The sequence below is a fragment of the Sorangium sp. So ce834 genome, from assembly GCF_051521425.1.
GTDB classification, from domain to species: domain Bacteria; phylum Myxococcota_A; class Polyangia; order Polyangiales; family Polyangiaceae; genus Sorangium; species Sorangium cellulosum_D.
In genome coordinates this window covers 249,559-275,695 of sequence record NZ_CP150351.1, presented here as the reverse complement: position 1 = coordinate 275,695, position 26,137 = coordinate 249,559, and the positions used below count along the sequence as shown (strand labels likewise).

The following is a 26,137-nucleotide window of genomic DNA, read 5'->3' as shown; positions in this document are numbered from 1 at the left end:
CCCTGGAGTCGCGAGCCCATCGCGAACAACGAGCGATCGTAGGCCGCAGGTCCCCGCGGCGCTCACGCGTCGATGGGCGTGGCGACGCGTCAGTACTCGCGGCAATCGCCCGGCGCCGCGAGCGCGCCGAAGCTGTAGGGCCGCGCCTGCTTGACCAGCAGCCGCCGCTCCGGGCCGATCAGCTTCCACTCGATCTGCATCGCGTAGAGCCGGTTCTCCCCCTTCGGGTCGACCAGCGGCCGGTAATGGTCGTGGATCGACCCGAGCACGCAGCCGAGCCGCTGGACCTCCGGGAACGACAGCACGTCGCGCCCGCGCGTCAGGCTCGAGCGAGCGTGGTACTCCGCCTTGATCGTGCGCGGCGGCGGCGTGTACACGATCTCGTCGCTGGTCACGCCGGGCGCGGGGTTGGTGACCGACGCCTCCCCGATCTGCGCGTTGATGTAATATTGGCTGTCGCGGGTGGCGTCGAGCGCGTTGCGGCTGATGGCCACGCCCTGCGCGCGCTCCGATTGCCAGGCCTGGTGCACCAGCACGGCCATGGCCGCGCGCGCCTGCTCGACGTGGCCGAACTCCCGCTCGTCGTAGGCGCGCGTGTTCCAGAGGCTCGACCAGACCGTCCGCAGCGCGTCCTCGATGGAGCTCGACGCCGCGTCGAGATCGCCGCTCGTCGACGTGTGCAGGCCCGCGCCGTTGAAGGTCGCCAGATCCTCGGTGTTGCTGCTGCTGCGCAGCCGCACGCGGTCGCCGCCGAAGCGCCGTTCGACCGCGGCCTCGACCTCGCTCAGCAGCGCGGGGTCCACCGGGTGCTCCAGCATCCGCGCGCGCACCTCGGCCAGCCCCTCGGCGTGCGCGCGCGGGTCCGCGCGGAACTCGGGGTCCTGCTCGAGCTCGGCCAGGAGCTCCGCCGCGCCGCTCGCCTGGAAATGATCCATGTAATGCGAGAACGGGATCGCGAACGCCGCGGGCGGCACGTACAGCGGAATCAGGTCGGGCGGGCAGTACGCCCCCACGCCGCTCACGCGGTACAGCTCGGCCATGCCCGCCGCCTTGGACCCGATGCTGTCGCTCATCGCATAGCTCGCGGCGTCGAGCGACACGATCCCGCGCACGGAGACGTCGAGCGCCGGCGAGAGCCGCTCGCCCTTCGGCTTGCGCGCCTCCCAGTAGGCGTCCGCCTCCTCCGCGGTCGCCTCGCGGAGGTCGAAGTCCGTCGCGCGCACCTCGAGCCGCACCAGCTTGCCGAACAGGCCCCTCAGGCGCTCGTCCTCCCGCGCGCCGCGCAGGGCCATGTTCGGCGTCCCCCGGCCGCGCGCCAGCACGTTCACGTGCGAGAGCGGCGTCTGGAACGCCTCGGTGATGAGGCCGCCCATGAACGCCGTCTCGTTCGGCACGTCGTCCGTCACCACGATCACGTTCGGGCCGAGCTCGGCCGTCTCCAGCTCGCGCCCCGGGACGAACGTCAGCGTGCCGAACCCCTCGGCCGGGTTGAGCGGCTGGTAGGTGAGCCCCCGGTACGGCGCGTTCGGCCCCAGGAGCGGCGCGGTCCCCTCGATCGCGCGCATCTCGACGATCTGGCGCGCCTCGGTGGGCCGGATCGCCCACGCCTCCGGGTCGGGCACCGCCTTCATCACCGCGAAGAACGCGCGCCGCATCTGCGCGCCGACGATCTTGTCGCCGGGGGCGAACTCGACGGTCTTGGCGCCGTTGGTGTGCTGCACCAGCGTGCCGAGGAGGAAGCGACGCCCCTCGACGCGGAAGTACTCGGACTGGCTGAACAGCCCCCAGCCGGTGTTGAACTCCGCGGCTTGCTCGGGATCGCAGCGATCGAGGTGCGGCTCGCGCTGGATCTGCTCGCGGATGAAGGTGTAGTGGAGCGCCCATTTCTCGGTGCTCAGGAGGTGCACGGTGTCGTTCGCGGCCATGTCGACCACGAACTTGACGCCGGCCTCGCCCACCTCGGTGCCGCCCCTGGCCAGCGCGGCGAAATCGCCGGCGGTCTCCAGCCGGCGCGCGCGCCCGCTCGCGAGCGGGCGGCCGGACAGCTCGGCGCAGCCCTCGTTCGCCGCGCCGGGGCTCGCCGCCTCGCAGAAGCGCGGCGCCCCGGTCGCGTCGGGCACGCGGGCCAGCGACGCGCCCTCGGGCCACGCCATGAAGTCGATCCGATCGCTCGGCTCCGGCCGGCCGGCCTGCCACAGCGTCACCACGCCCTCGAAGTCCGGCGAGGCCTCGATCTCGGCCGTGTCCGCCGCGCTCACCGGGACGCTCACGCGCTCCCCGGGCGCGAGCGCGGCGGACGTCGCCGGCCACGCGAGCGCCACGCCCGCGCCCTCGCCGGGCGGCGCCTGCCCCGGCGCGAGCGCCGAGAGGCGCAGCGCGAAGCCGTCGAGCGCCACGGCCTCGTCGCTCGCGTTCAGCACCTCGACGAACCCCGCGGGCCGCAGCGAGAGCTCCGAGATGACGAGCGGCCCGGCGATGGCCGGGAACGGCTCGGGCCACGGGAAGGGCGCGAACGTGAAGCTGTCGTCGAGGCTCGGCGGCTCCGGCGGATCGCAGCTCTCGCCGTTCTCGCGCTCGGGCGTGGCGTAGCGGCAGATCGACGGCTCGCCCGTCCCGTCGGGCAAGCGCGCGTAGCTCTCGGAGCGCGGCAGCTCCGGCACCTCCATCGCGTCGGCCAGCGCGCACGACGGCGACCAGAGCAGCACGCGCGCGCCCGAGTTCGAGAGCTTGAACGGCAGGTGCCGCGGGCCCTGCTCGGGCGCGTCGTCGGCCCAGAAGAGCGCCGTCTTGCCCGGCTCCAGCGTCCCCTGCGGCAGCCGCGTCGCCTCGCCGAGCTTCTCCCCCAGGGCGTACTCCCCGAGATCGAGCGCGCGATCGCCGATGTTGACGAGCTCGATGAAATCGTCCGTCTCGCCGATCTCATCGACCCACGCGCCGTCGTTGCCGGTCATCACCTCGTTGATGCGCAGATCGCCGCTCGGCGCGGGCGCGCCGCCCGCAGGGAGCACGAAGTCGCACCTCGTCGACGTCTGCTCCGGCGGCGGATCGGGTATCTCGCCCGAACAACCGACGAAGGTGACCAACGACAACAGGCCCGCCCCCGCGCGCGCACGGCGCGCGCGACGCGGGCGGCGATCGCGGGAAGAGCTCGCCGTCATGCCTGCCCCGCCAGCATGCCGTATGCCACGCCGCCCGGCGCCTTAGCTAGCGAATAAAGCCATGGATATCCAACACTTATACGCCTGGCACAGCGTGCCGTGCGCCGCGTTGTGCCAGGTCCCGCGCCGCGACGACCAGGGCCCGCGCGCAAGGCGCCAAGGGCGCCAAGATAGCACCTTCTTCTTGGCGTCCTGGTGCCTTGGCGGTCTCGAGACTCTGCTCGTTTCAGGCAGCTTCAACTCGCTTGTCGCTCCAGCCGGAGCAGCAGCCCCCCTCGGCAGCGAGCGTCAAGCCGGCGGCGGCGCCGCCGGCGAGCCCGCCGCGGTCGCGAACGCGATCCCGCTCTGAAGATCGCGCCGGACCACGACGCCGCCGAGCTCGATGTCGAGGCCGACGATGGCCCGCGACACCTCGGGCCGGATGCCCGTCAGGACGACCTGCGCCCCGAGCAGCCGGACCGCCCGCGCCACCTGCAGGAGCGCGCTGGCCGAGGCCGTGTCGATGTGCGGCACGCCCGTGACGTCGACGATCGCCACCCGCGCCTGCCGCTCGACCACCTTGCCCAGCAGGTTCTCCATGATCTGCTGCGCCCGCGCCGCGTCCAGCACGCCCACGAGCGGCAGCACGAGGACGCCCTGGCTGATGGGCACGATGGGCGTCGACAGCTCCAGCAGCGTCTTCGCCTGCATCCGGAGCGTATCCTCGAGCCGCTTTCGCTCGGTGACCACCTCGGTGAACAGCATGATCCCGCCGATCTCGCCGCTCGTCGTGTGCCACGGGAAGATCTTCCAGCGCACCCAGTCGACGTGCCCGTCGCTCCGCGGGAAGGGCTCCTCATCATTGCTCTCCGAGGCCCCCGCGAGGCACCGCCGGTGGACCGCCCTCCAGTGCTCGGGGATGTCAGGGAAGAGCTCATAATGGCTCCGGCCGATGATCTCTCGCTCTTTCAAGCCATAATCCACCAGCCATCGGCTACTGGCCAGGACGTAGCGCATGTCCCGATCGAGCATGACCACCGCGGCCGGTGTATAGGTAACGAAGAGGCGCACATGCTCCTCGCTCCGGCGCAGCGCCTCCCGGAGGCGATCCCGCTCCTCCTCGGCTTGCTCCAGCTCCCGGATGCGCTGCCTCAGCTGCTGGTTCTCCGCGACGATGTCGCTGCAATCCGCCTCGAATGCCATCCGTTCCCCCGGCTCTATTCCGCCCTGTATATCAAAGAATCGCGTAGCCGGGCCAACCGTGCGGTGCAGCGCGCGCCGCGGCGCCCCGGGCGTCGCGCTCGGCGTCGCTGCTATCCTGGGCCGCGCCGCCGCGCCGTCGCGGCGCGAAAGGCCGCATGATCCTCTACGATCCGACACGCCACATCACGCTGCCGCCCGAGCCCTGGGCCCCCGGGCGGGCGCGGGCGTGGCTCGAGCGATGGGCCGCGGACGCGCTGGCCGCCCGGGGCCCGCACGGCTGGCCGGTGCACCCCCGCGACGCCGAGGACGCCCCGGGCCCGGGCGCGCCCCGCCCGTACCAGGGCCTGTACCTCGGCGCGTGCGGCGTCTGGCTCGCCCTCGCCCGCGCGGCGGCGGCGGGCTTCTGCGAGCTGCCGATGAGCCTGCCGGACATCTTCGACGAGGTGCTCGAGGCGTACCTCCGCTCGCCCGACGACGGCCAGCGCGTGCCGTCGTGGTTCCTCGGCGAGAGCGCCCTGCTGACGATGTGCTGTCTGGCTCGGCCGGACGCGCGCAAGGCCGATCGCCTGGCCGAGATCGTCCGCGACAACCGCGACAACCCCGCGCGCGAGGCGCTGTGGGGCGCGCCCGGGACGATGCTCGCGGCGCTGTTCCTGCACGAGGCGACCGGGGACGAGCGCTGGGCAGCGCTGATCCGCGACAGCGCAGCGGCGCTGTGGGAGAGCTGGACGCACGACGAGGCCCTGGACGTCTGGCTGTGGGAGCAGGACCTGTACGGCCGCCGGGTCCGCTATCTCGGCGCCGCGCACGGGTGGGCCGGCAACCTCTACGCGCTCTGGCGCGCCCACGCCCTGCTGAGCCCGGAGCAACGATCGCAGCTGCGCGCGCGGACGCTCGAGGGGCTCGTCCGCCTGGCGACGATCGACGGCGAGCTCGCCAACTGGCCCGCGCACGCGGGGCCGCCGTCGAAGCCGCTCTTGCAGTGGTGCCACGGCGCGCCCGGGATCATCACCTCGCTGCGCCACGCGGCGCTGCCCGAGGCGCTGCCGCTGCTCCTGAAGGGCGCGCGGTCGATCGTTGCCGCCGGGCCGCTGGCGAAGGGCGTGGCCCTCTGCCACGGCACCGACGGCAACGGCGCCGCCCTGCTCGAGATCTACCGGCGCACGCAGGACGCCTCCTGGCTCGATCGCGCCCGCGAGCTCGCCATGTGGGCCGTCGCGCAGTCCGAGGCCGAGCGCCGCCGGGTCGGCCAGTGGCGCTACAGCCTGTGGACCGGGGACGCCGGGCTCGCCTGCGTTCTGCTCGACTGCCTCGACGGGCGCAGCCGCGGCATGCCGGGGATCGACAGCATGTGGTGAGCGCCTCCAGCCCGGCGTGGGTAGTGGTCAACTTTGCCCAGAGAGAGTCCACATGAAGGCGGGAAGGCGTTAAGATCATTAAGGTTTTCTTCCCGCCTTCCCACCTTCATGTTCAAATTTGACCACTACCCCGGCGTGGGATGAGCGCCTCAGGCCCGGCGCGCCCACGCTCGCCCCGCGCGCCCGGACGGCGGCCTCCCCGGCGCGGCGCGGAGCCCGTCCGCCCGCCCGCGATCCGCGTCGCCGCGCGCAGGACCTGCCAGATCTCCCCTCTCGGCGGTACATCCGCCCCACCGGCGCTGTAGAGTCGGCCCCGGAGATCACCGCCGTCCTCAACCCCTGGAGAGGTCCATGCTGACGAAGCTCGACGAGAGTGAAGCCGTCGCGTCCTGCGAGCGCTGCTGGGAGCAGGAGATCGTCCCCGCGCTGCACGACTACATCCGCATCCCCAACAAGTCGCCGGCCTTCGACCCCGCCTGGCGCGAGAACGGCCACATGGACAAGGCGGCGTCGCTCCTCGCCGCCTGGTGCAAGGCGCAGCCGATCCCCGGGCTCACGGTGGAGGTCGTGCGCCTCGAGAACCGCACGCCGGTCATCTTGATGGAGGTGCCGGGCAGGCGCGACGACACGGTGCTCCTCTACGGCCACCTCGACAAGCAGCCCGAGATGACGGGCTGGCGGCAGGGGCTCGGCCCCTGGGAGCCGGTGCGCGAGGGCGACCGGCTCTACGGCCGCGGCGGCGCCGACGACGGCTACTCGGGCTTCGCGTCGCTCGCCGCGCTGCGCCTCCTGCACGAGCAGGGGCTCCCGCACGCGCGCTGCGTGGTGCTCATCGAGGGCTGCGAGGAGAGCGGCAGCCCGGACCTGCCGGCCTACATCGACGCGCTCGCGGACCGCATCGGCAAGCCGAGCCTGGTCGTGTGCCTCGACTCCGGCTGCGGCAACTACGACCAGCTCTGGACCACGACGTCGCTCCGCGGGCTCCTCCAGGGCACGCTCGAGGTGAGCATCCTGCGCGAGGGCGTGCACTCGGGCGTGGGCAGCGGCGTCGTGCCCTCGAGCTTCCGGATCCTGCGGCAGCTGCTGTCGCGCATCGAGGACGAGCGGACCGGGCGCGTCCTCGTCGACGCGCTGCACGTCGAGATCCCGAAGGAGCGCGTCGCGCAGGCGCGGGCCGCGGCCGAGGTCCTGGGCGCGACCGTCGTGAGCGAGCTGCCGTGGGTGCAGGGCGCCGGGCCGGTGACCGGCGACGTCGCCGAGCTCCTCCTGAACCGCACCTGGCGCCCGGCGCTCTCCGTGACCGGCGCCGACGGCCTCCCGCCCATCGCCAGCGCGGGCAACGTGCTGCGCCCGTTCACGCGGGCGAAGCTCTCGATGCGCATCCCGCCGCGCGTCGACCCGAGGAAGGCGGCGGCGGCCCTGAAGCAGGCGCTGGAGCAGGACCCGCCGTACGGCGCCGAGGTCCGGTTCCGCGTGAGCGAGCCGTCGCCCGGGTGGGACGCGCCGGCGACGGCGCCCTGGCTGGAGGCGGCGGTGCGCAAGGCGTCGCAGGCGTACTTCGGCCGGCCAGCGATGGGGATCGGCGAGGGCGGGACGATCCCCTTCATGGCGATGCTCGGGGAGAAGTTCCCCGAGGCGCAGTTCCTCATCACCGGCGTGCTCGGGCCGCAATCGAACGCGCACGGGCCGAACGAGTTCCTTCACCTCGGCATGGGGAAGAAGCTGACCTGCTGCGTGGCGAGCGTGATCGCCGACCACGCCGCGCGGCCGCGCTGAGGGCCGGCGGCCGCGCCCGGCGCCGCGCCGCGCTCAGCGGCCGCGCGCGCCCGCGCCCTGGGCGGCCGCGAACGTGAGCACGACCCGGGCCCCGCCCTCGCGGCCCTCCTCGATCCGGATGGATCCGCCGAAGCTCTTCATCCGGTTCGCCGAGAAGTGCAGCCCGATGCCGTTCGCGCCCTCCCGGGTCGTGAACCCGTATTGAAACACCTGCATCCGCGCGCCCTCGGGGATGCCTGGCCCGTTGTCCTCCACGGCGCAGCACACCTCGGCCCCGTCCTGCCACGTCGAGATCTCGATCCAGGGCTCGAGCGCGTCCGCCTCGCCGAGCGCGGCCCGCGCGTTGTCGAGCAGGTTGTAGAGGATGGTCAAGAGATCGTGGCGGTTCGCCACCACGTCGTCGACCGGCCGCAGATCGAGCTGCAGCGCGACGCGCGCGTTCACGAGCGCCACCCCGTGCGCGTGCAGCGACTCGTGGATCACCTCGCTCACGGAGAGCCGCTCGGTGCGGTACGCGTTCCTGTACGCGTACCTCTCCTGCGCGCGGATGGCGTCGCGGATGACGTCGAGCTGCTCGCGCAGGCGCTCGACGTCCGCCGCCGTCTCCGCCTGCTCCTGCTCCAGCGCGGCGAGCGCCAGCTCCACGTAGCGGCGCAGGCTCTCGCTGCGCGGCTCGCCCGCCGGCTCGGCGAGGTCCGGGCCGCCGCCCGCGAGCAGCTCGCCGAGGGCCCTCGAGAGCCGCGGCAGCCGCGACCTCGCGAGGCGATCCCGCACCAGATCGGCCGTGATCCCGGCGCTGCTCAGCGTGTTGCCCGCGCTGTGGAGGACGTCCATCGCGACCTGCGCCATGCCCGAGTGCCGCGCGATCTCGGCCTGCTCCGCGCCGAGCTGCTGGTACGACCGGTAGAGCCGCACCATCGACCGCACGCGCGCGAGCAGCTCCCGCGGCGCGAACGGCTTCACCAGGTACTCGTCGGCGCCGCCGTCGAGCCCCGACGCGATCGCCTCGTCGTCCGCGCGGGCGGTGACCAGGATGACCGGCACGTGGCGCAGCACGGGGTGCGCCTTCAGCCAGGCGGTGAGCTCGATGCCCGACATCCGCGGCATCATCACGTCGGAGACGATGACCTGCGGGGGCGAGCGCTCGATCAGCTCCTGCGCCTCGAGGCCGTTCTGCGCCTCCACGAGGCGGTAGCTCGGGGACAGCAGCGCGCGCATGAACTGCCGCATGTCCGGGTTGTCGTCGACGAGCAGGAGCAGCGGCCTGTCCGCCTCCGCGCCCGGCCCCGCGGCGCGCGTGGCCCCCGGCGGGCGGCTCGACCTGCGCGCGGCGCGCGGCGCGCCGGCGTCCGGCCCCTGCCCCGCCTGCTCGGGCGCGGCCTCCACGGGCGGCAGCGAGCTCAGCCAGCGCCGCGTCTGCGCGGCGCTGTTCTCGCTGCGCGACCTCGGCTCCGTGTCCTGCGGCGCGCCGTCCTCGTCCGTCCGCGGCAGGCGCACGCGGACCGTCGTCCCCTGGCCGAGCTCGCTCTCGATGGCGACCGCGCCGCGCATGAGCTCCGCGAACTGCTTGACCAGCGAGAGCCCGAGCCCGGTGCCCTCGTACCGCCGCGTCACCGAGCCGTCGACCTGGGTGAACTTCGAGAACAGCTTGCCGAGCTCGTGCCGCGGGATGCCGATCCCCTCGTCGCGCACGCTGAGCTCGAACGACGCGTCGTCGAGCGCGCGCAGGGAGACCTCGACGTGCCCGCCGGGGTGGGAGAACTTCAGCGCATTGCTGATGAGGTTGAGCAGGATGCGCTCGTACTTGTAGCGATCCAGGAGGACCACGCCGAGCGCGTCGCCGGTCATCGACAGGGTGCGGCCGCGGGCCACCGCGCTCGGCCGGATGTCGCTCAGCATCAGCGAGGTGAACCGGTTAACATCCACCGGCTCCCAGTCGACCTCCATGCGCGCCGCCTCCGCCTTGGAGAAGTCGAGCAGGTCGCTCACCACGTTGAGGAGCCGCGCCGTGTTGCGGCGGATGAGCTCCAGCTCGTCGCGCACGTCGCCCGGCAGGGCCGTGTGCTGGGCCTCGAGGAGCCGCTCCAGCGGGGACAGAATCAGGGTGAGGGGCGTGCGCAGCTCGTGGCTCACCGCGGCGAGGAAGTCGCTCTTGGCGTTGTTGGCGCGCTCCGCCTCGTCCTTGGCGCGCTCCGCCTCGTCCTTGGCGCGGGCGAGCGCCATCTCGGTGAGCTTGCGGTCGGTGATGTCGGTCCAGGAGCCGAGGATGCCGAACACCTCGCCGTTGTCGTCCTTGAGCGGCACCTTGCAGGTGAGCAGGTACCGGGTGCTGCCGTCGGCCTGGCGCTGGGTCTCCTCGATGTTCAGCATCGGCTCGCCGGACGCCATGACGGCCTTGTCGATGCGGATGTAGTGCTCGGCCTCCTCGCGGGTCCAGGGCAGGTCGTAGTCGGTGAGGCCGATGATGTCCTCGGCGCGGCTCAGCCCCGCGCCCCGGGCGCTCATCTCGTTCGTGCCGAGGTAGACGCAGTCGCGGTCCTTCCACCAGATGCTGTAAGGGAACGTCGAGATGATGTGCCGTAAGAGCTGCTCTTGCCGGGCCCCCGGCAGGAGCGGCGGCGTGCGCTTTCTATCTTTCGGATCCGACATAGGAAGGCCGTGACGACGGGCGGAGCTTTCCGTGGCTGTCCGCCCGGCGCTCCTGGCCGGCGGCCGCCACGCGACCTCCCCTGCAATCTGGCCGCTCCGCGTGCCGCCGGGGATGCACCTGAGACCCGGTGAGCATCCTATCTCACGCCGCGGGCGCGGCGCAAACCATCGGCCTCGGCGGCGGGGGCTCGCCGAGGGCGGCCGGTCCGGCTCAGATCGTGATTCGCGTGCCGTCGAACCGGGTGAACGTGAACCCGTCGAACGGCTCGCGGAAGGTCCGGCGCTCGTCCCGGAGCAGGCTGATCGCCACCGCCTCGCCGAGCGCCAGCGACGCCGCGGCGTCCGTGCGCCAGTGGATGCCCGCCCAGTTGCGCCCGAAGGCGGCGTTGGTCGCCAGCTTGTTCAGCTCACCGCCCACGGTCAGGGGCGCCCCGCCGTAGGGGACGAGCCGGGTCGGGTCGGCCGGATCGGGGACGAACGGATCCTCGATGACGTGGTCCTCGTCGAAGAACGCCTTCAGGAGCGTCACGTTGACCCCGGCGATGGCGGCGGCGCCGCCCGGGTACGACCCGTGGAGCGGGGCGCCCTCCGGGAAGGCCTGCGGCAAGAGGTAGCTCCCGAACGTGTCGAACGTCAGCTCGACCGCCAGCGAGCCGAGGATGTCGTGGTGCAGCGGGTGCTCGCGCCCGTTCGCGAGGCGGTGGTGGACCAGCCCGCCGTACGCCTCGGGGCGGATGCTGCGGTGCACGAACCACTTCTGCCAGTAGGCGGCGCGGATCGCGCGCGACGTCCCGAAGGGGAGCAGGCCCTGCAGGTAGGCGAGCGAGAAGGTCGCGGCGGCCGAGGCCTGCGTCCGCGACGTGAGGTAGGGGTTCGTGGGGCTCAGGGGCGCCGCGATGCCCCCCGGCACGCCCGGGTTCGCGCTGCGCGCCGCGCCGAGGAGCAGCGCCGCGCCCCAGAAGCTGGCCGCGCCGCCGTGCACGTACTCCGCCAGATCGCGCCCTGTCGAGACGTAGCGGCGCACCGGGTCGTACGCGATCGACCGGGTGGGGTTGAGCCCGTTCTGCACCGCGAGCCACTCGTTGTAATCGGTCTGGAAGTCGTTGCCCGGCAGCGCCGTGCGGATCGCGCCCTCCAGCACCTGCGGGCCATAGGGGATGTCGCGCAGGAGGAACTGCGAGATGTAAGGGCCGTCGAGCACGCCGGGAGGAATCACGTGCCTGGCCGTCCTGCCCGAGCGATCCCGGGGATCGGCGTAGGTGACGCTGCCGCGGAACAGCGTCTCCAGCGTGACGCGGCCGCCGACCCGGGGGCCGGTGTAGCCGGAGAGGCGATCGATCTCCTCGATCGCGTCCGCCACATCGCTGCTGTCGGCGTAGGTCTCGAACGGCACGTCCCGCAGCAGCGCCTTCCAGTAGACCTCGACGGCCTCGGCGGCCTTCTCCGCGCTGGCCAGCGCGGGGGCCGGGGGCACGCCGATCTGGGGCGGGGTCGTGCCGATCAGGCTGACGGCGAGGGTGCCGATCGGACTGACCAGCTTGCGGGTGCCGCCGAGCGGGATGGCCTCGAAATCGTCCCATTCGCGCGACGCGTGGGCGCGCGCGGCGACGCGGTACGCGGCCCGATCCACCTCGCCTCGCGCGTCGTGCGGCAGGCCGCGCGTGTCCGTCCCGATCTTGTTGGGATAGCGCTCCTCGTCGCCGTTGTTCGGGTGAGGCGCGATGGGCTCCTCGAACTGGTCGACCGCGGCCTCCACGCGCACGCGCAGCGCGCGCAGGCGGAGCTCGTGATCGAGCGGCGAGACGCGCGGATCGCGGCGCAGCGACCCGATCCCGTCGAGCAGATCGTCGATGTCCCTGCCCCGCGCCGCTCGCGCGACGCCGGGGGTCCCGGCGAGGACGCCGCCCACGGCGAGCGAGCCGGCGACGCCCATGAAGGCGCGCCGGCCTGCTGCCGCCTTGTCGGCCCTCGGTCGCGTCGCGGCGCCCTCGGGGCTGGCGGCGTCCGTCGTCGAAGCATCGCTCCGGGGATCGCGATCGTGAGAATCGATGGTCATGGCGTTCAGCTCCGTTCGTTGCAGGGAGGTCGGCGTCCGCCGGCCGCGGCGTCCGCGGCCGAGCACCCGTGAGATCCGGCCCGTGAGCTCGGGAGGAAGCGTCTCGTCCAGGAAGCGGAGAGGGTGAATGCAGAAGGCGAGCTTCCGGCCGCGCGCGCTCCGAGCGCTGAAGGGCCAGGAAGGACCAGGCAGCGGTCTCCGTCCTCCCATCCGTTTTAAAGGATTAATGTCTACTATAACGGACAATATCGAGCAAGGACTTTGTTTTGCGGCGCACCTGCGGGGCTTCTGTCGTCCGGCGCGCGGTGGTATCGGGCGCGCATAATTGCGGTGACGCGAGCTCGTGTTCCGGACCCGCAACAAGAGTATCCTTCGCGCCATGGAAGACGCGGTCCCCCTGCCGTCGCGCGATGAGCTCCGGCCCCACGCGCTCGATGGGGCGCTCCTCTGGTTCCATCCGCGAACGGGGATGAACGTGCGCTGGGACGGGGCCGAGACGCGCCGGTTGACGAGGCGGGCCCCGCGCGTCGCCCTGTTCGGCATCACCAACCGGTGCAACCTCGCGTGCTCGTTCTGCTCGCGGGACCGGGAAGCGGGGAGCGAGTGGACGGTGGACGGGGCGTTCGACGTGCTCTCGGGCCTCGCGCGCCGCGGCCTCCTCGAGGTGGCGTTCGGCGGAGGAGAGCCGCTCGCGTTCGCCGGCTTCGACGAGCTCTTGACGCGCCTCGCCGAACGGACCGCGCTCGCTCTCCATTTCACCACGAACGGCACGTTGCTCACGGAGCGGAGGCTCCGCGCGCTCGCGCCGCACGTCGGGGAGATCCGAGTCTCGGTGTATCGAGACACGCCCTGGGAGGACCGGCTGGAGCTGCTCGCGGCCGCGGGCGTGACGTTCGGCGTGAACGTGCTCGCGACGCCCGCGCTGCTCCCTTCGCTGCCAGCGCTCCTCACGCGGCTCGCCCAGCTCGGGTGCCGCGACGTGGCGCTGCTGCGGTATGTAGGGCTCGACCCGGACAACCACCTCGGCCCGGAGGGCGAGCGCCGCCTCGCCGAGATCATCGCAGACAGCCCTGTTCGAGCGCGGCTGTCGGTCTGCTTCGGGGACAGGCTGGAGCCCGTGCCGCGCCTCTTCGAGGGCGTGGACGGCGATTGTGGGGCCGGTCTGGACTTCGTGACGATCACCTCGGATCGCACGCTCAAGGCCTGTTCGTTCCAGCAGCGGGGAGCGCCCGTCCGGTCGGCGGACGACGTGCTCGCCGCCTGGTCTGCCGAGCGAGCGCGGCTCCTCGGGCCCGCGCCGCTCCCGGGCTGCGCCCGGCCCGCGCGGCGCAAGGCAAGGCTCTCCGACGGTATCCGCATCTGGCAGGGATTCTCCGGCAACAACAGCGGCGACTGCGTGCTCGTCGGGCGCTTCGAGGAGCTCGACGACGCCCGCCGCTACATCGACGATCTCTTGCCGGGATGGACTCCGGGCGAGCCGTTCGGGAAAGAGTGGCGAGCGCTCCTGGAGCGCGAGGGGATCCGCCTGGAGGGCGGAGAGGTGGCGCCGGACTCGATCGCGCGCGTCGGGGGGAGCGTGATGGTGCACACCGGCATGGCCGTGGACGACGACTTCCCTGCGCTGCGAGCGCTCCTCTGGAAGCGGGGCGGACGAGCGGTGTATTCCGGCGTCCACGAGCACGATCCGGTGGAGATCGTGGCGGGCCTGCGGTTCGAGGACGCGGCCTCGCTGGAGGCGGCGGAGATCGCGCTGGCGGTGGACGACGTCGCCGTCCTCGAGAGGCGCGGCCTCGACCTGTACGGCCCCGTCCCGGTCCGCCACGTGTCGCTCTCCTCCGGGACGCCGGATCTGGGCGCGCTCCACGGCACCATCTCGCAGCTCGAGGCGATCGCCGAGAGGCACGGCGCCCATCTGGCCGCCGAGCTGGCCCCGCTCCCCGGTGAGGCCCGCTGGCCTCAATGGCTCGCCGCCCGCCCCCCGAGCGCCGATCGCGCGCGACTCTGGGCCTCGTTCCCGGACGCCGCGAGGGCCGCCTCCGTGGCCGGCTCGCTCGACGGCAGGGCGGTGATCGCGGACCGCTATCTCATCGCCACGTCGGCGCGGATCCCGACGCGCTACGGCTTCCAGATCCAGCGCGCCGGCGGGACCGCGGAGTGGATGGACGGCGGCCCGGTCCGACTCTCCGCCACGTTCCGGCCGCGTTCCCAGGAGAATACGGCGTGCACGGACCCCGCGGCGCTCAAGGTGGCGTTGCGGCCTTATCTGACCGCGGAGGACGAGCTCTCGACCGACCAGGGGTGGGCCCACCCCTTCGCCACGGTGCGCACCGCCGAGCCGGGTCGCGTATTGCCCGCGCTCGTCGACTTCGCGCGCAGCCACGGGCTGGAGATGTGGCTCGACGCCGCGCCGCGTGACCGCATCGTCGCCGTGATCGCGCGCCTGAAGGACGACCTTGCCCGGGCGCAGAAGGCCGCGCGGACGAAGTAGCGCGCTGTCGCTCGCGCTCTCACCTCCCTACCCGGCGCTCTACGTGACGTCGCAGGTCCCGCCGCGCTGCCGCCTGCACCGTCCTCACCGCCGCAGCTTGACTTTCTATCTTCCGTTATAACGGACAAATTTCCCCCATAAGCGACTTGCTCGCATCGTGACCTCGGCAGCCGGCCGGACGCAGGAGCGGCCGCCCCGAGCCCCGCCCCGCCCCGCCCGCCGATCACCCGCTGCTGCCGGTCGGTGAATGTCGCGGCCCGCCCGCGCATCGGAGGCGTCTGGCGCGGGGAGCGCCTACGTCCACCACGCCGCCCGCGGCGAGCGGGTCAGCACGATTTCTTCGCCTCCAGCAAGGCCGCAGCGCGACCCGAGTGACGCCAGCGCCAGCACAGGTACCAGCACCCCGAAGGGCAACGCCATGTTTCTTCTCGCTCAACAGACCCACCGGATGCTCGTGTCGTATCACCCTCGGATCGGCCACCTGTACGTCCCCAACCAGAAGGCGCGCATCCCGCATGAACGCGGCGGCTATCGGGTCCGCACCAACGCGCAGGGCTTCCGCTCCGATGTCGACTACGCGCCGCAGCGGCGGGGCAAGCCGCGGATACTCGTGTTCGGGGACTCGATGACCGCCGGCGACGGCTGCGAAAACCACGAGCGGTACACCGAGCACCTCGGCCGCCTCCTCTCCGCGGAGGTCTACAACTACGGGCTCTCCGGGTCGGGCACGGACCAACAGACCCTCATCCTCGAGGAGCTCGCCGCCGGGGTCGAGGCCGATCTGATCATCCTCGCCGTGTACATCGACAACGTGGAGCGCGTCCTCTCGACGCACCGCGTTTCAATCGACAGCGCGACCGGACGCAGGCTCCTGGTGCCGAAGCCCTATTTCGAGCTCGTCGACGGCGAGCTCGTGGTTCGCCAGCAGCCGGTGCCGCGAGACAGGCCGGACGCAGGGCTGGCGTGGGAGCACCACTTCCCCAGCATGGCCGGGCTGGCCATGCTGTACAGCCAGCTGCGCGGCGTCCCCGTCGAGTCGGCCAGCATGACCCCCATCACGAGGGCGGCCTCGGACGTGATGGAGCGACTGCAGGGGCAGCCCCTGTTCGATCAGCTCGTTCGATTCGCCGCGCCTCGATCGTGGGACGACATCAAGCCATTCCGGCCGTGGATACAGCGGATGCTCGGCTTTCGCCCCTGCTCGGCGCACTACGACCAGCCGACGTCGGACGGGTCCAGGCTCCTGCGAGCCATCATCGCCAGGTTCGTCGAGGCCGCTCGACCTCGTCCGGTCCTCCTGATGCCGGTCCCGGTCCGCTACTATTGCCAGATCCCGAGCGCGGCGAGCTATCAGGCCTTCTTCGCGGACACGGCGCGCGATCTCGGCTGCGAGCACCTCGACCTGCTCGGGGAGCTGGCGCGGCTCCCGTTCGACGAGCGCAAGCGCATCTCGTTCCCCATCGACTCGCACTTCAGTCCGGAAGGTCACGAGCAGGTCGCGAGGGCCCTCGCGCGGCACATCCTCGATCGTGGCTTGCTCCCGGCGCCGAGCGCAAAAGCCCCGGCGCGGGGCGCGCCAGCGGCCGGCGGCGTCGTCGCGCAGCCGCGGCACGCCCGCCCGCCCGAGAAATACATCCTCGGCGTCTCCTGCTTCTACCATGACTCCGCGGCGTGCATCCTGCGCGACGGCGAGGTGGTGGCGGCCGCCGAGGAAGAGCGGTTTTCACGGGTCAAGAACGACCGAGGCTTCCCGCGCCAGGCCATCAATTTCTGTCTGGAGGAGGCGAACGTCGCCCTCTCGGATCTGGCCGCGATCGCCTACTACGATGACAGCGCGCTGGCCTTCGAGCGCGTCCTCTCGAGCGCCGCGGCGGCCGGCCGATCCGCGCGGGATCCGTGGGCAGCCATGCTCCCGTCATGGCTGTCGACAAAGCTCCGGATCGCCGAGGTGCTGGAGCACGAGCTCGCCTACAGCGGCCTCGTGCTGGAGAACCTGCACCACCGCTCGCACGCCGCGAGCGCGTTCTTCCCGTCCCCGTTCGAGGAGGCGGCGATCCTGACCATCGACGGGGTCGGCGAGTGGAGCACCGCGAGCATCGGCGTCGGCAAAGGCTCCGAATTGCGCCTCCTTCAGGAGATGCGGTTCCCCCACTCGCTCGGGCTGCTCTACTCCGCCTTCACCCAGTTCACCGGCTTCAAGGTGAACAGCGGCGAATACAAGATGATGGGCCTGGCCCCCTACGGCGAGCCGCGCTACGTCGACAGGATCCTTCAAAACCTGGTCGAGATCCGTGACGACGGCTCGATCCGCCTGAACCTGGAGTACTTCACCTTCTTCGGGGAGGACACCATCACGAACGCGAGGTTCGCGGCGCTCTTCGAGGGGCCGGCGAGGGATCCCGCCGCGCGCATCACGCGCCGCGAGATGGATCTGGCGCGCTCCGTGCAGGTCGTGATCGAGGAGGCGGTCCTCAAGATGGCGGCGCACGCGCACCGTCTGACGTCGGCCTCCAAGCTGTGCATGGCCGGCGGGGTGGCGCTCAACTGCGTGGCCAACGGGCGCATCTTGCGGGAAGGGCCGTTCGACGAGATCTGGATCCAGCCCGCCGCCGGGGACGCAGGAGGCGCGCTCGGGGCGGCGCTCGACGCCTACCACAGCTACTTCGGACAACCTCGGCGCCCGGCGAGCTCGCCCGGCTCCGCGCAGCGCGGCTCCTATCTCGGGCCGGCCTTCTCGTCCAGCGAGGTCGAGGCCTTCGTGCAGACCCACGGCCTTCCGTGCGAGCGCCTCGAGCCGTCCAGCCGGGCTGCCCGCGTCGCCGAGCTCCTGGCCTCGGGCCGGGTCGTCGGGCACTTCAGCGGGCGCGCAGAGTTCGGACCGCGCGCGCTCGGCGCGCGCTCGATCCTGGGCGACGCGCGCAGCAGCGAGATGCAGGTCACGCTCAACCGGAAGATCAAGTACCGCGAGTCGTTTCGCCCGTTCGCGCCGTCCGTTCTGGCCGAGCGAGCCAACGAGTACTTCGATTGCGCGGGCGAGAGCCCGTTCATGTTGCTCGTCGCGCCGCTCGTGGAGGACAAGCGCAAGCCGTTTTCCCGCGGCAGCTCCGAGGATCTGCTCGAGGTCGTCCGGGCGCCCCGCAGCGATGTGCCGGCGGTGACCCACGTCGACTATTCGGCCAGGGTGCAGACCGTGACCCGCGAGGCGCACCCCGCCTACCGGGCCGTCATCGACGCGTTCGCCGAGAAGACGGGTTGCCCGGTGATCGTCAACACGTCGTTCAACGTGCGCGGCGAGCCGATCGTCAATACGCCCTACGATGCGTACCGCTGCTTCATGCGGACCGACATGGACGCGCTCTTCATCGAGGACCACCTGTTCCTCAAGGAGCAGCAGCCGCCGTGGCCGGAGGAGGGCGGCGCCTACGACGAGTGGGCGTCCGTCGGGGCCTCGGCGCCCGAGCAGGTGACACGGCCGCTCGAGCGCCTCTTCGACAGCGACTTCCTGCCTGCGGTCGCGGACATCAAGGGCGCGCTCGCCGAGGCAGGGGCGGCCACGCTCTCTCCGGCGGAGGGCCAGTGGGAGCGGATCGACGCGGCGACCGCCTATCCGCGCGCCCTGGAGAGGCGTCCCGCGCAGCCGGACGCCTTCGGTCGCGCGATCACGAGCGGCTGGAGCTCACCCGAGCTCGCGCGCGCCCTGGCCCCCGTCATCGCGAAGGGCGTTCGCGTCGTCCACCGCGTGCCTCATCGCGCGCAGCGGGAGGTCGTGTCGGACACCATGTACGTGATGTTCTGAGCGCGCGGACGTCGAAGCGGGCAGCGGGGCTCACTGGATGACCGAGTCCGTCACCGCGATCGGCGTGTCGTCGTGGTTCGAGATCTGCGGGTAGGTCGGGTACCACGAGCCGCCGATGTTCTCGGTGATCACCGATCGATCGATGACGATGTTCCCCGAGTGGTCGTTGCTCACGAAGAAGATCGCGCTCCCGTACGCGTTCACCTCGTTCCGCTCGATCCGGGTCCCGCAGAGCGTGAGCGTCATTGTGTTGCCGTCGTTGTAGATGGCCCCGCCGCTGCCGCCGCCCGGCGTCCCCGCCTCGGCGGGGTTGCCGCCGCGCCCGATCGCGCGGTTGTGGGAGAACAGGCTGTTCACGACCGTCCACGAGACGCCGATGCTGCTGATGCCGCCGCCGTTCGCGCACGCGTTCCCGTAGCCCTCGGCGCCGCCGAAGGTGCTGTTCACCACGTAGAGCGGCAGACCGTCGTATTGCATGAAGGCGCGGATCCCGGCGCCGCCGACGTCGGGGCCGGCGCCGTCGCACGCGTTGTTGAAGAAGCGCGAGTTGACGACCTTCAGGCGCCCGCCCTGCGCGAAGATGGCGCCGCCGCCCTCGTCGTCATCGTCGGTCGAGTCGCCCTCGATGAAGGTGAGGTTCTGGACCGTCAGGCGCGGGTGATCCTGGTTGTCGCAGTTCGGCGTCGTCCACACCTGCGCCTCGTCGCACGTGTTCATGTAGAGGATGCGCCGCTGCCCGCCGCCGCTCAGCGTCACGAGCCCGCCGCCGTCGATCACGATCTCGGGGCCGGTATCGTTGAAGATCTTCGCGGTCTCCTCGAGCGTGATGGTGATCGGGTCGGGGCCGCAGTCGAAGGTGATGATGCCGCCGGCCGCGACGCCGCTGACGACGGCCTCCGAGGTGCAGCTCTCCGGCGTGCCGTCGCCGATCACCGTGGTCGGGGACGAGGTGTCGGCGGCGTGCGCCTCGGCCGGCACAGCGCAGCTCCCGTCGGGGTTGCCCGCCGCCGGGCCGCCGCCCTCGTGCGCGGGTGATCCCGCGCCGGCGCCGCCCGAGCCCGCGCCGCTGCCCGACGCGCTCGCCGCTCCGGCGCCTCCCGTGCCGGTCGCCCCCTCCCCTCCGCTCGAGTCGTCCGCGCAGGCCGCGAGCGCGGTCACCATCGACAGGCACAAGATCAGCTCCAGCGATCGTCGCATCATGTCCTCCTCACCCCGAGCGCATGCTGGCAGCGGCGTGGACCGCTCTCGGACCACGCTCGCCGCAGCACGGCGCTGGGCATGGTACCCCCACCTCGGCGGCGCTGCCCCTGAGCCGATGGCGCGGGTGCCTCCACCGGCGCCGCGCCCCGACGGCGCGGGGCAGCCGCGCTGGTGATCCGGCCGACTCGAGCGCGGCGATGGAACGAGCAGGAGGACCCGCGGTGGGCGCCGCACGCGCGCCGCCCCATTGACGCACCGCCGGGGCCGCCGTGTGCTGTGCGCCGAGGAGACCATCGTGATGGCACAACGTCGATTCATCATGCTTTGCCTTGCCGCGCTCTGCGCGGGAGGCTGCGGTTCGGGCGACGAGCCGGGGGACGCCGCCACGACCGCCGCGTCGTCCCAGGCCTCGAGCGGCACCAGCGGGGCCTCGAGCGGCTCCGGCGGCAGCGGGCCAGGGGGAACGGGGACGGGCGGCGCGCCCGCGTCCACGACCGTCGTGGTGAACGAGATCTCGGCCAAGGGCGGCGACTGGATCGAGCTCGGCAACCCGGGACCGGGGTCGGCCGATCTCAGCGGGCTCGGCCTCTGCGACTCCGACGACAGCGGGATGTGCAACACGGCCGACGCGCTCAGGTTCCCCGAGGGCACGCAGCTCGCCCCGGGGGCGTACCTGCTCGTCCTCGGCGATCAGGCCGCCGAGGCCGGCCCTGGGCCCCACACCACGTGTCTGCCGGATGGCGGCCCGAGCAGCTGCTTCTATGCGACCTGGAAGGTCAGCGCCTCCAGGGGCGAGACCGTCCACCTCATCTCGGCCAACGACCAGGTGCTCACCCAGCTGGAGTACCCGATGGAGGCGGCAGCGGACGGCGAGACGTGGGGCAGGTTGCCCGATCTGACCGGCGAGGGCGCCGTCACCGCGCCGACCCCCGGGGAGGCGAACGCGGCGCCATAGCGCCTGCGTCGCCGCGTCGGGCCTGCCAGACTGCGGCAGGAGCGAGCGGCGACCGCGGCGTCAGCTGCGGCGGATCCGCCGCAGCCCGAGGGCCGCGGCGGCCGCGAGCGCGAGCCAGAGGGCCTGGGGCGGGGCGCTGGGCGGGGACGCCGCGAGGCGGCAGCCGCAGCCGCTCGAGCCGTCACCGTCCGGCGGCGTGCGGGGGATCCCGCCGAGGAAGCCTTCCGGTATGACGCGACCGAACCTGTTGTTGCTCTCGTCCGGATCCTTCGCGTCGCTGGTGACGGTCGCCCACGTCTCGACCCGCTGCCCTCGATAATCGAGCTTGCCACGCACGGTGAGGGACCAGCCATCGAACTTCGGCATCTCCGCGACCTCGCAAGACAGCTTGCCCGCTTGCACGGCGCAGTCCACCCCCTCGTCCGACGTCCAGGTGACGCCGACCATGCCCTCGGGCAGATCCTGCTCCAGGCGCACGCGGCTCGCCGCCGAGGGCCCGTCGTTCCTCACGTGCTCGATGAGCATGATGTCCGAGTCCTCGATCACGATGCTCACGTCGCCGTACAGGTCGGCGCGCACCTCGTTGTCGATGGGGATCCGCAGCGTCGCGCGGTTGTTGCTCGGGTCGGCGTCGACGAGACGGCTGCACACCGAGACGCTCAGATCCACGTGCTCGCCCTCCCCGACGTCGAGGACCGCCACGAATTGCCTGCTCTCTCCGGCGCCGAGCCCGGGTACGGAACATTCGCCAGGGACGCCGCAGCTCAGCTTGACCTGACCGCTCGCTCCACCGTCTGCGGAGAGGGTCATGCCCTGCGACGGTGTGGAGCTCCGGTTCGTCACCGACAGCATCAGCCGGGGGTCGTCGCCTGACCTGACGAGGTCGGGCGCATCCACGATCTCGACCGCGAGATCGGTCCGCAGGCCGGCGGCCACGGAGGGGTCGTAGATGGAGTCGACGAGATCGAGCAACCCGTCGCCCGTCAGGTCGATCAGCGCTTGCGGCGCGTCCTCCGACCGATTGCGCTCGGTGAACGTCCATTGCCTCTCGACGAGCCGCCCGATGAACGAGCCGACGACCAGCTCGTCTGCGCCGTCCCCCGAGAGATCGGCCGTGAGCATCCGGCCGCGCCCGCGAGCCCTCTCCTGGGGCTCCAGCGGGGTGAACGTCCCCGCGGGGGCCTGGAGCCACGTGTGGAGCAGCATCTTGTAGTCCCCCGGCGCGACCTCACCCCTCGCGATCACGGCCACATCCTGGAGACCGTTGCCGTCGAAGTCGCCGAAGGCCCCGAGCTGGTAGCCTCCGTCCATCGCCAGCCGATGCACCGGCTGGAAGCTCCCCGCGGCGGTCCGCTGGGCGATGGCGACGCCGCCCGCGGCCGGATACAGCAAGTCCTGCAGACCATCTCCATCAACGTCTCGCGCGACCATCTCGGTCGTGAGCGCGACGGACGCATCGAGCACGGCGACGCCGGTCAGCGTATGCACCGCGCGGAACGCTCCCTCCGACGCGTGGAACAGCTGCATCTCGCCCGGGGCCGTCTCGACGACGATGTCCGCCTGGCTCGGGCTCAGGAAATGCCCGGCGGCGAGCAGCAGCAGCGCTCCGGGATCGCGCGGCGTGACATCGAGGTATCCGACGTGCGTGAGGTTGCCGGACGTCTGCTGGAGGACGAACACGCGCTGGGCGTCCCTGACGACGACATCGAGCTGGCCATCGCCGGTGACATCGGCGACCGCGAACTGCCGCATGCCCCGCTCGCGGTCCACGTCGTGCACGTACTTCGTGCTGGTGAGCGGCGAGCCGTCGCGGTCGCGAAGCTCGAGCGTGAGCTCGAAGGGACGGATCATGAGCCAGTCGTAGGCGCCGTTCCCGTCCATGTCGGCAAAGAGCACCCTCTCGCTCCCGGGAGCGAGGGCGAGCTCGGTGGCGCTCGACGCGAAGAAGACCGAGTCGCACGCTCCAGCGGCCAACGACACGCTCGGCAAGCCCAGGGGGAGCAGGCCGGCGATCATGAAAGCAGTCCATTTCATGAAAGCCAGGCTACCATGGGGGCCTCAGGCCTTGCGGGACGCAAGGCTGACGAGCTCGTGCTCCCCGCCGGGGCCGATCGCGCCGCGTCGAGCGCCAGCGAAATATGCGAGAATCTCACCCAACAGGGAACCTCATGTCACCGATGCCCGCGACCGAGATCCTCCGCGCCCCGTTGCTGCCGCCGCGCCCCCTCCGGGCGCCCCGCCCGCGCGGCGGGCCTGCGACAGGGGGGTCCCTGGCGCGGCGCTCGGCGCCGCCAGCGCTCGCGCTCTCGCTGCTCCTCCTGGGCTGCGGAGCCTCGGATCCGCCGCCGGAGGTGCGGGTCTCCGGCTGCCCTCGCTGCGCCGGGGTGGCGCGGGTCGGCGCGCTTCCGGAGGGCGACATCGACGAGTGCTCCGGCGTGGTCGCCAGCGGGCTGCACCCGGACGTGCTCTACGTGCACAACGACCACGGCGACGCCCCCCGGTTCTTCGCGATCGGGCTCGGCGGCGCGCTGCGGGCCGAGGTGGCCGTGGCCGGCGCGGCGGCGATCGACTGGGAGGACATCGCGCGCGGCCCCTGCCGCACGGGCGGGGGCAGCTGCCTGTTCCTCGCGGACATCGGCGACAACGACGGCGAGCGCGACAGCTACGCGGTCTACAGCGTGCAGGAGCCGGACGCGCTCGGAGGCGCGCCGCGCGCCTCGACCGCCGAGGTGTTCGTGATCTCGTACCCCGACGGCAGCCACGACGCGGAGACGCTGCTCATTCACCCCACCACCGGGGCGCTCACCGTGGTGACGAAGGTCAACAAGGGCATCTCGGAGATCTACGAGCTGCCCGCGCTCCCCGCCGCGGGCGCGCCGGCGACGCTCGTCCACGCGGGCTCCATCCAGCCGCCCGCCGGGAGCGCGCGCTTCACGGGCGGCGACGTGCACCCCGACGGCGCGGGCGTGCTGCTGCGGACCTCCTCGCACGTACTCTACTACCCGATGGCGCCGGATCAGACGGTGGCGCAGGCGCTGGCCGGCTCGCCCTGCGTGCTGCCGTCGGCCGACGAGGAGCAGGCCGAGGCGATCGCGTGGATGCCCGGCGGATGGGACTACGTGATGATCGGCGAAGGGAAAAAGGAGCCGATCCACCGCGTGTCCTGCCAGGCGCCCTGAACGGCGCCCCCGGAGGCGGACGAGCTTCTCCACCAGCCCGGTCTCCGGTCTGACGTCGAAGGCCCTGAGGCGCCCGGGCGGGCGATCACCTCTTTCGATACGCGCCGGGCGTCATCCCCGTCCGGCGCTTGAACGCCGTCGTGAGGTGCCCCTGGTTGGAGAAGCCGCAAGCCAGAGCGATCTCGGCGATGGACAGCCGCTCGTCCCGGAGCATGGCCATCGCCCTCTCGATGCGGCGCGAGAGCACGTACTGATAGGGAGTCTGGCGGAAGGCGTGCTTGAACAGGCGCGAGAAATGGTCGGGCGAGTAGCCCACCTTCCCCGCCAGGTCGACGAGCCCGAAGTTCGAGGAGAGCTCGTTGTCCACGAACTTTTCGATCTGGGTGCGCTGGCTGCTCGAGAGGCTCGTGTTGCGCAGCGAGCTCTCCGCCTTGGCCCCCGCGCCGTAACGAGCCGAGAGATAGGAGGCCAGCGCCAGGGAGAGCGACTGGACGTACACGGCTCCGAAGTACTCCTGCCCCTCGGCCTGCGCCTGAAGCCGGAGAACCAGGTCGACCACGTGGGCGTCGACCAGGCCAAACTGTGGGCCCCTCTCCGGAACCAGACCGGGGGACGGAGACGAGCAGAGGGCCAACATCGATGCTTCGGGGAAGCTCACCGCCGTGCACACGGACGGCCGCCCCTGCCACTCGACGCTGTGGAGCCTGGTCCTCCGCGGCAAGAGATCCATCATGCCCGAGAGCCGCTCGAAGGAGTGCTCCCGAACCTCCCCTGAGGTCGGCTCCTCGAAGCGAATGTGGACCTGCGAGGGGCCTCCGGTCCAGACCAGGACCGCATCCGACTCGTTGGAGAGCCCCTCGAGCCGGCCGCTCTCGGGCACGTGCCCGATCCGGAGAGGCAGCCCCACCCAGTCCGATCCGGTGAGCGCTGCTCCGTACTTCGATGCAAGCTTCGCGGTCATGCCTGGGGTCGTCCCGGAGCATCGTCGGCATCGAGGAACACAGGGGTCAAGGCCTTCGTTCGCGGGGCGTGTCCCAGCGCGCACATCTGCCCGCAGGCGCCGCCCGGATCCGAGCCCGCGCGTCGAGATCCTGAAAAGCTTCGCCGGGAATTTGAACGACGTCGGTGCGAGCGCTGCGTACCCTTCCGCCACTTCCTCGCAGAGGCCGCGCGGACGGCGTGCCATTGCGCCGAGCCCTCGCCGGGCTTCTGCCATAGACACAATTTTTCACGACTTGGTCGCCTACGACCGGGAGCGTTGCTCATATGTCGACTTCGACCTCTCCGCTTCTCGTCCGCCGTGGTGCATTCGGCGCCCTCGCCCGCGCGGTCCCCCTCGCGGGCCTTCTCTTCGTCGGCTCCCTGGCCTGCTCCAGCGATCCTGATGGGTCGTCCGCGGGCTCGGGCGGGTCTGGCGCGGCGACCTCCGGCGGCGCTCCGACGAGCGCAAGCGGCGCCTCGACCACGAGCGGGGCGGGCGGCGCGACCGGGACCGGTGGCTCGGGCGGGGGGGCGACCACGGGCAGCGGCGCGACGACCAGCGCCGGGGAGGGCGGTGCAAGCTCTTCCACGAGCGCGACTTCCGGCGGCTCGGGCGGGGGTGGGGGTGCTCCCGATCCGGGGTTCCAGCCTTGCCCCGCGACGGGCCCCTGCAAGGTCCTGCCCCTCGGGGACTCGATCACCGTCGGCCTCGGCTTCGACGGCGGGTACCGGGTCGAGCTCTTCCGCCTGGCCTTGCAGGACGACCACGAGATCACCTTCACGGGCACGCAGCAGAAGAACGGCCCCGCGATGGTCGACGGCGTGACGTTCCCCCGCAACCACGAGGGGATCAGCGGGCAAACCATCCAGCAGATCGCCAATCGTGTGCCGACCCCGGCGCTCAACGAGATGCCGCACATCGTGCTGCTCCACGCGGGCACGAATGACATGGTGCAAGGCGCCAACGGCGCCAACACCCGCCTGGCCGCTCTTCTGGACGAGCTCATCGCCCAGGCGCCCGACGCGCTGATCGTCGTGAGCAACATCATCCCTCTGCCGCGCTCCGCGAACGCGGTCAATACGTTCAACGCCACCATCCCCGCGATGGTCGAGGAGCGGGCCGCCGCGGGCGCGCACATCGTCTTCGCCGATCAGTTCACGGGTTTCCCCGCGTCCGAGCTCGGCGACACGGTCCACCCCAATCAGGCGGGTTACGCCCGGATGGCGCGCGTCTGGTACGAGGCGATCGAAGGCTACCTGAGGTGAGCCCACCTGGAGTCGAGGAAGTCGAGGGGCAGGCAGCGCGCTCCCGGGGCCGGGAGGCGTGGTCGCTCAACCGGCCTCTGCGGGGCGCAGCGG

At 71.8% G+C, this 26,137-nt stretch carries 14 protein-coding genes; 7 read left to right on the top strand and 7 right to left on the bottom strand.

Annotated elements, in window-relative coordinates; genetic code table 11:
• Positions 1–89: 89 nt before the first annotated feature.
• Both WMF20_RS01025 and WMF20_RS01020 read right to left on the bottom strand, forming a co-directional pair.
• Positions 90–3,089, bottom strand: a complete 3,000-nt coding sequence (locus WMF20_RS01025; protein ID WP_437609885.1) for a PEP/pyruvate-binding domain-containing protein — start codon at positions 3,087–3,089, stop codon at positions 90–92.
• A 357-nt stretch (positions 3,090–3,446) separates the two neighbouring features.
• Entirely contained in the window at positions 3,447–4,340 is an 894-nt protein-coding gene (locus tag WMF20_RS01020; protein WP_437609883.1) for an STAS domain-containing protein, read from the bottom strand.
• 155 nt (positions 4,341–4,495) lie between these two features.
• On the opposite strand from WMF20_RS01020, the gene WMF20_RS01015 reads away from it, so the two are divergent.
• A complete protein-coding gene (locus WMF20_RS01015) occupies positions 4,496–5,698 on the top strand; it encodes a lanthionine synthetase C family protein (RefSeq protein WP_437609881.1) in 1,203 nt (400 codons plus the stop codon).
• A 351-nt stretch (positions 5,699–6,049) separates the two neighbouring features.
• Entirely contained in the window at positions 6,050–7,474 is a 1,425-nt protein-coding gene (locus WMF20_RS01010; RefSeq protein ID WP_437609879.1) for a M20 family metallopeptidase, read from the top strand.
• Between the two features lie 33 nt (positions 7,475–7,507).
• Here WMF20_RS01010 and WMF20_RS01005 read toward each other — a convergent pair whose 3' ends face one another.
• Positions 7,508–10,123: an ATP-binding protein gene (locus WMF20_RS01005; RefSeq protein ID WP_437609877.1), complete on the bottom strand. Its 2,616-nt coding sequence runs from the start codon at positions 10,121–10,123 to the stop codon at positions 7,508–7,510.
• Positions 10,124–10,334: 211 nt separating this feature from the next.
• Positions 10,335–12,179: a vanadium-dependent haloperoxidase gene (locus tag WMF20_RS01000; protein ID WP_437609875.1), complete on the bottom strand. Its 1,845-nt coding sequence runs from the start codon at positions 12,177–12,179 to the stop codon at positions 10,335–10,337.
• Positions 12,180–12,558: 379 nt separating this feature from the next.
• On the opposite strand from WMF20_RS01000, the gene WMF20_RS00995 reads away from it, so the two are divergent.
• Both WMF20_RS00995 and WMF20_RS00990 read left to right on the top strand, forming a co-directional pair.
• Positions 12,559–14,667, top strand: a complete 2,109-nt coding sequence (locus WMF20_RS00995) for a radical SAM protein (protein WP_437609873.1) — start codon at positions 12,559–12,561, stop codon at positions 14,665–14,667.
• Positions 14,668–15,085: 418 nt separating this feature from the next.
• Complete coding sequence (locus WMF20_RS00990) at positions 15,086–18,463, top strand: carbamoyltransferase N-terminal domain-containing protein (protein WP_437609871.1); 3,378 nt, start codon at positions 15,086–15,088, stop codon at positions 18,461–18,463.
• 30 nt (positions 18,464–18,493) lie between these two features.
• Here WMF20_RS00990 and WMF20_RS00985 read toward each other — a convergent pair whose 3' ends face one another.
• Entirely contained in the window at positions 18,494–19,663 is a 1,170-nt protein-coding gene (locus WMF20_RS00985; protein ID WP_437609869.1) for a hypothetical protein, read from the bottom strand.
• Between the two features lie 298 nt (positions 19,664–19,961).
• Here WMF20_RS00985 and WMF20_RS00980 point away from each other — a divergent pair, with 298 nt between their 5' ends.
• On the top strand, positions 19,962–20,618 hold the full coding sequence (locus WMF20_RS00980; RefSeq protein ID WP_437609867.1) for a lamin tail domain-containing protein: 657 nt from the start codon (positions 19,962–19,964) through the stop codon (positions 20,616–20,618).
• Positions 20,619–20,678: 60 nt separating this feature from the next.
• Here WMF20_RS00980 and WMF20_RS00975 read toward each other — a convergent pair whose 3' ends face one another.
• Positions 20,679–22,652, bottom strand: a complete 1,974-nt coding sequence (locus WMF20_RS00975; RefSeq protein WP_437609865.1) for an FG-GAP-like repeat-containing protein — start codon at positions 22,650–22,652, stop codon at positions 20,679–20,681.
• 134 nt (positions 22,653–22,786) lie between these two features.
• Between WMF20_RS00975 and WMF20_RS00970 the strand changes: the two genes are divergently transcribed.
• Positions 22,787–23,797: a hypothetical protein gene (locus WMF20_RS00970; protein ID WP_437609863.1), complete on the top strand. Its 1,011-nt coding sequence runs from the start codon at positions 22,787–22,789 to the stop codon at positions 23,795–23,797.
• Positions 23,798–23,882: 85 nt separating this feature from the next.
• On the opposite strand, the gene WMF20_RS00965 is transcribed toward WMF20_RS00970, so the two are convergent.
• Positions 23,883–24,758, bottom strand: coding sequence for a helix-turn-helix domain-containing protein (locus WMF20_RS00965; protein WP_437609861.1), 876 nt, complete (start codon positions 24,756–24,758; stop codon positions 23,883–23,885).
• A gap of 305 nt (positions 24,759–25,063) precedes the next feature.
• Here WMF20_RS00965 and WMF20_RS00960 point away from each other — a divergent pair, with 305 nt between their 5' ends.
• Entirely contained in the window at positions 25,064–26,044 is a 981-nt protein-coding gene (locus tag WMF20_RS00960; protein ID WP_437609859.1) for an SGNH/GDSL hydrolase family protein, read from the top strand.
• Positions 26,045–26,137: the final 93 nt, after the last annotated feature.

Bases quoted from the DNA above. Each gene is read 5' to 3' on its own strand.
- WMF20_RS00960 (WP_437609859.1), top strand. From the start codon at position 25,064: ATGTCGACTTCGACCTCTCCGCTTCTCGTCCGCCGTGGTGCATTCGGC.
- WMF20_RS01000 (WP_437609875.1), bottom strand. From the start codon at position 12,179: ATGACCATCGATTCTCACGATCGCGATCCCCGGAGCGATGCTTCGACG.
- WMF20_RS00975 (WP_437609865.1), bottom strand. From the start codon at position 22,652: ATGAAATGGACTGCTTTCATGATCGCCGGCCTGCTCCCCCTGGGCTTG.
- WMF20_RS00970 (WP_437609863.1), top strand. From the start codon at position 22,787: ATGTCACCGATGCCCGCGACCGAGATCCTCCGCGCCCCGTTGCTGCCG.
- WMF20_RS01015 (WP_437609881.1), top strand. From the start codon at position 4,496: ATGATCCTCTACGATCCGACACGCCACATCACGCTGCCGCCCGAGCCC.
- WMF20_RS01010 (WP_437609879.1), top strand. From the start codon at position 6,050: ATGCTGACGAAGCTCGACGAGAGTGAAGCCGTCGCGTCCTGCGAGCGC.
- WMF20_RS00995 (WP_437609873.1), top strand. From the start codon at position 12,559: ATGGAAGACGCGGTCCCCCTGCCGTCGCGCGATGAGCTCCGGCCCCAC.
- WMF20_RS00990 (WP_437609871.1), top strand. From the start codon at position 15,086: ATGTTTCTTCTCGCTCAACAGACCCACCGGATGCTCGTGTCGTATCAC.
- WMF20_RS01020 (WP_437609883.1), bottom strand. From the start codon at position 4,340: ATGGCATTCGAGGCGGATTGCAGCGACATCGTCGCGGAGAACCAGCAG.
- WMF20_RS00985 (WP_437609869.1), bottom strand. From the start codon at position 19,663: ATGATGCGACGATCGCTGGAGCTGATCTTGTGCCTGTCGATGGTGACC.
- WMF20_RS01005 (WP_437609877.1), bottom strand. From the start codon at position 10,123: ATGTCGGATCCGAAAGATAGAAAGCGCACGCCGCCGCTCCTGCCGGGG.
- WMF20_RS00980 (WP_437609867.1), top strand. From the start codon at position 19,962: ATGGCACAACGTCGATTCATCATGCTTTGCCTTGCCGCGCTCTGCGCG.
- WMF20_RS00965 (WP_437609861.1), bottom strand. From the start codon at position 24,758: ATGACCGCGAAGCTTGCATCGAAGTACGGAGCAGCGCTCACCGGATCG.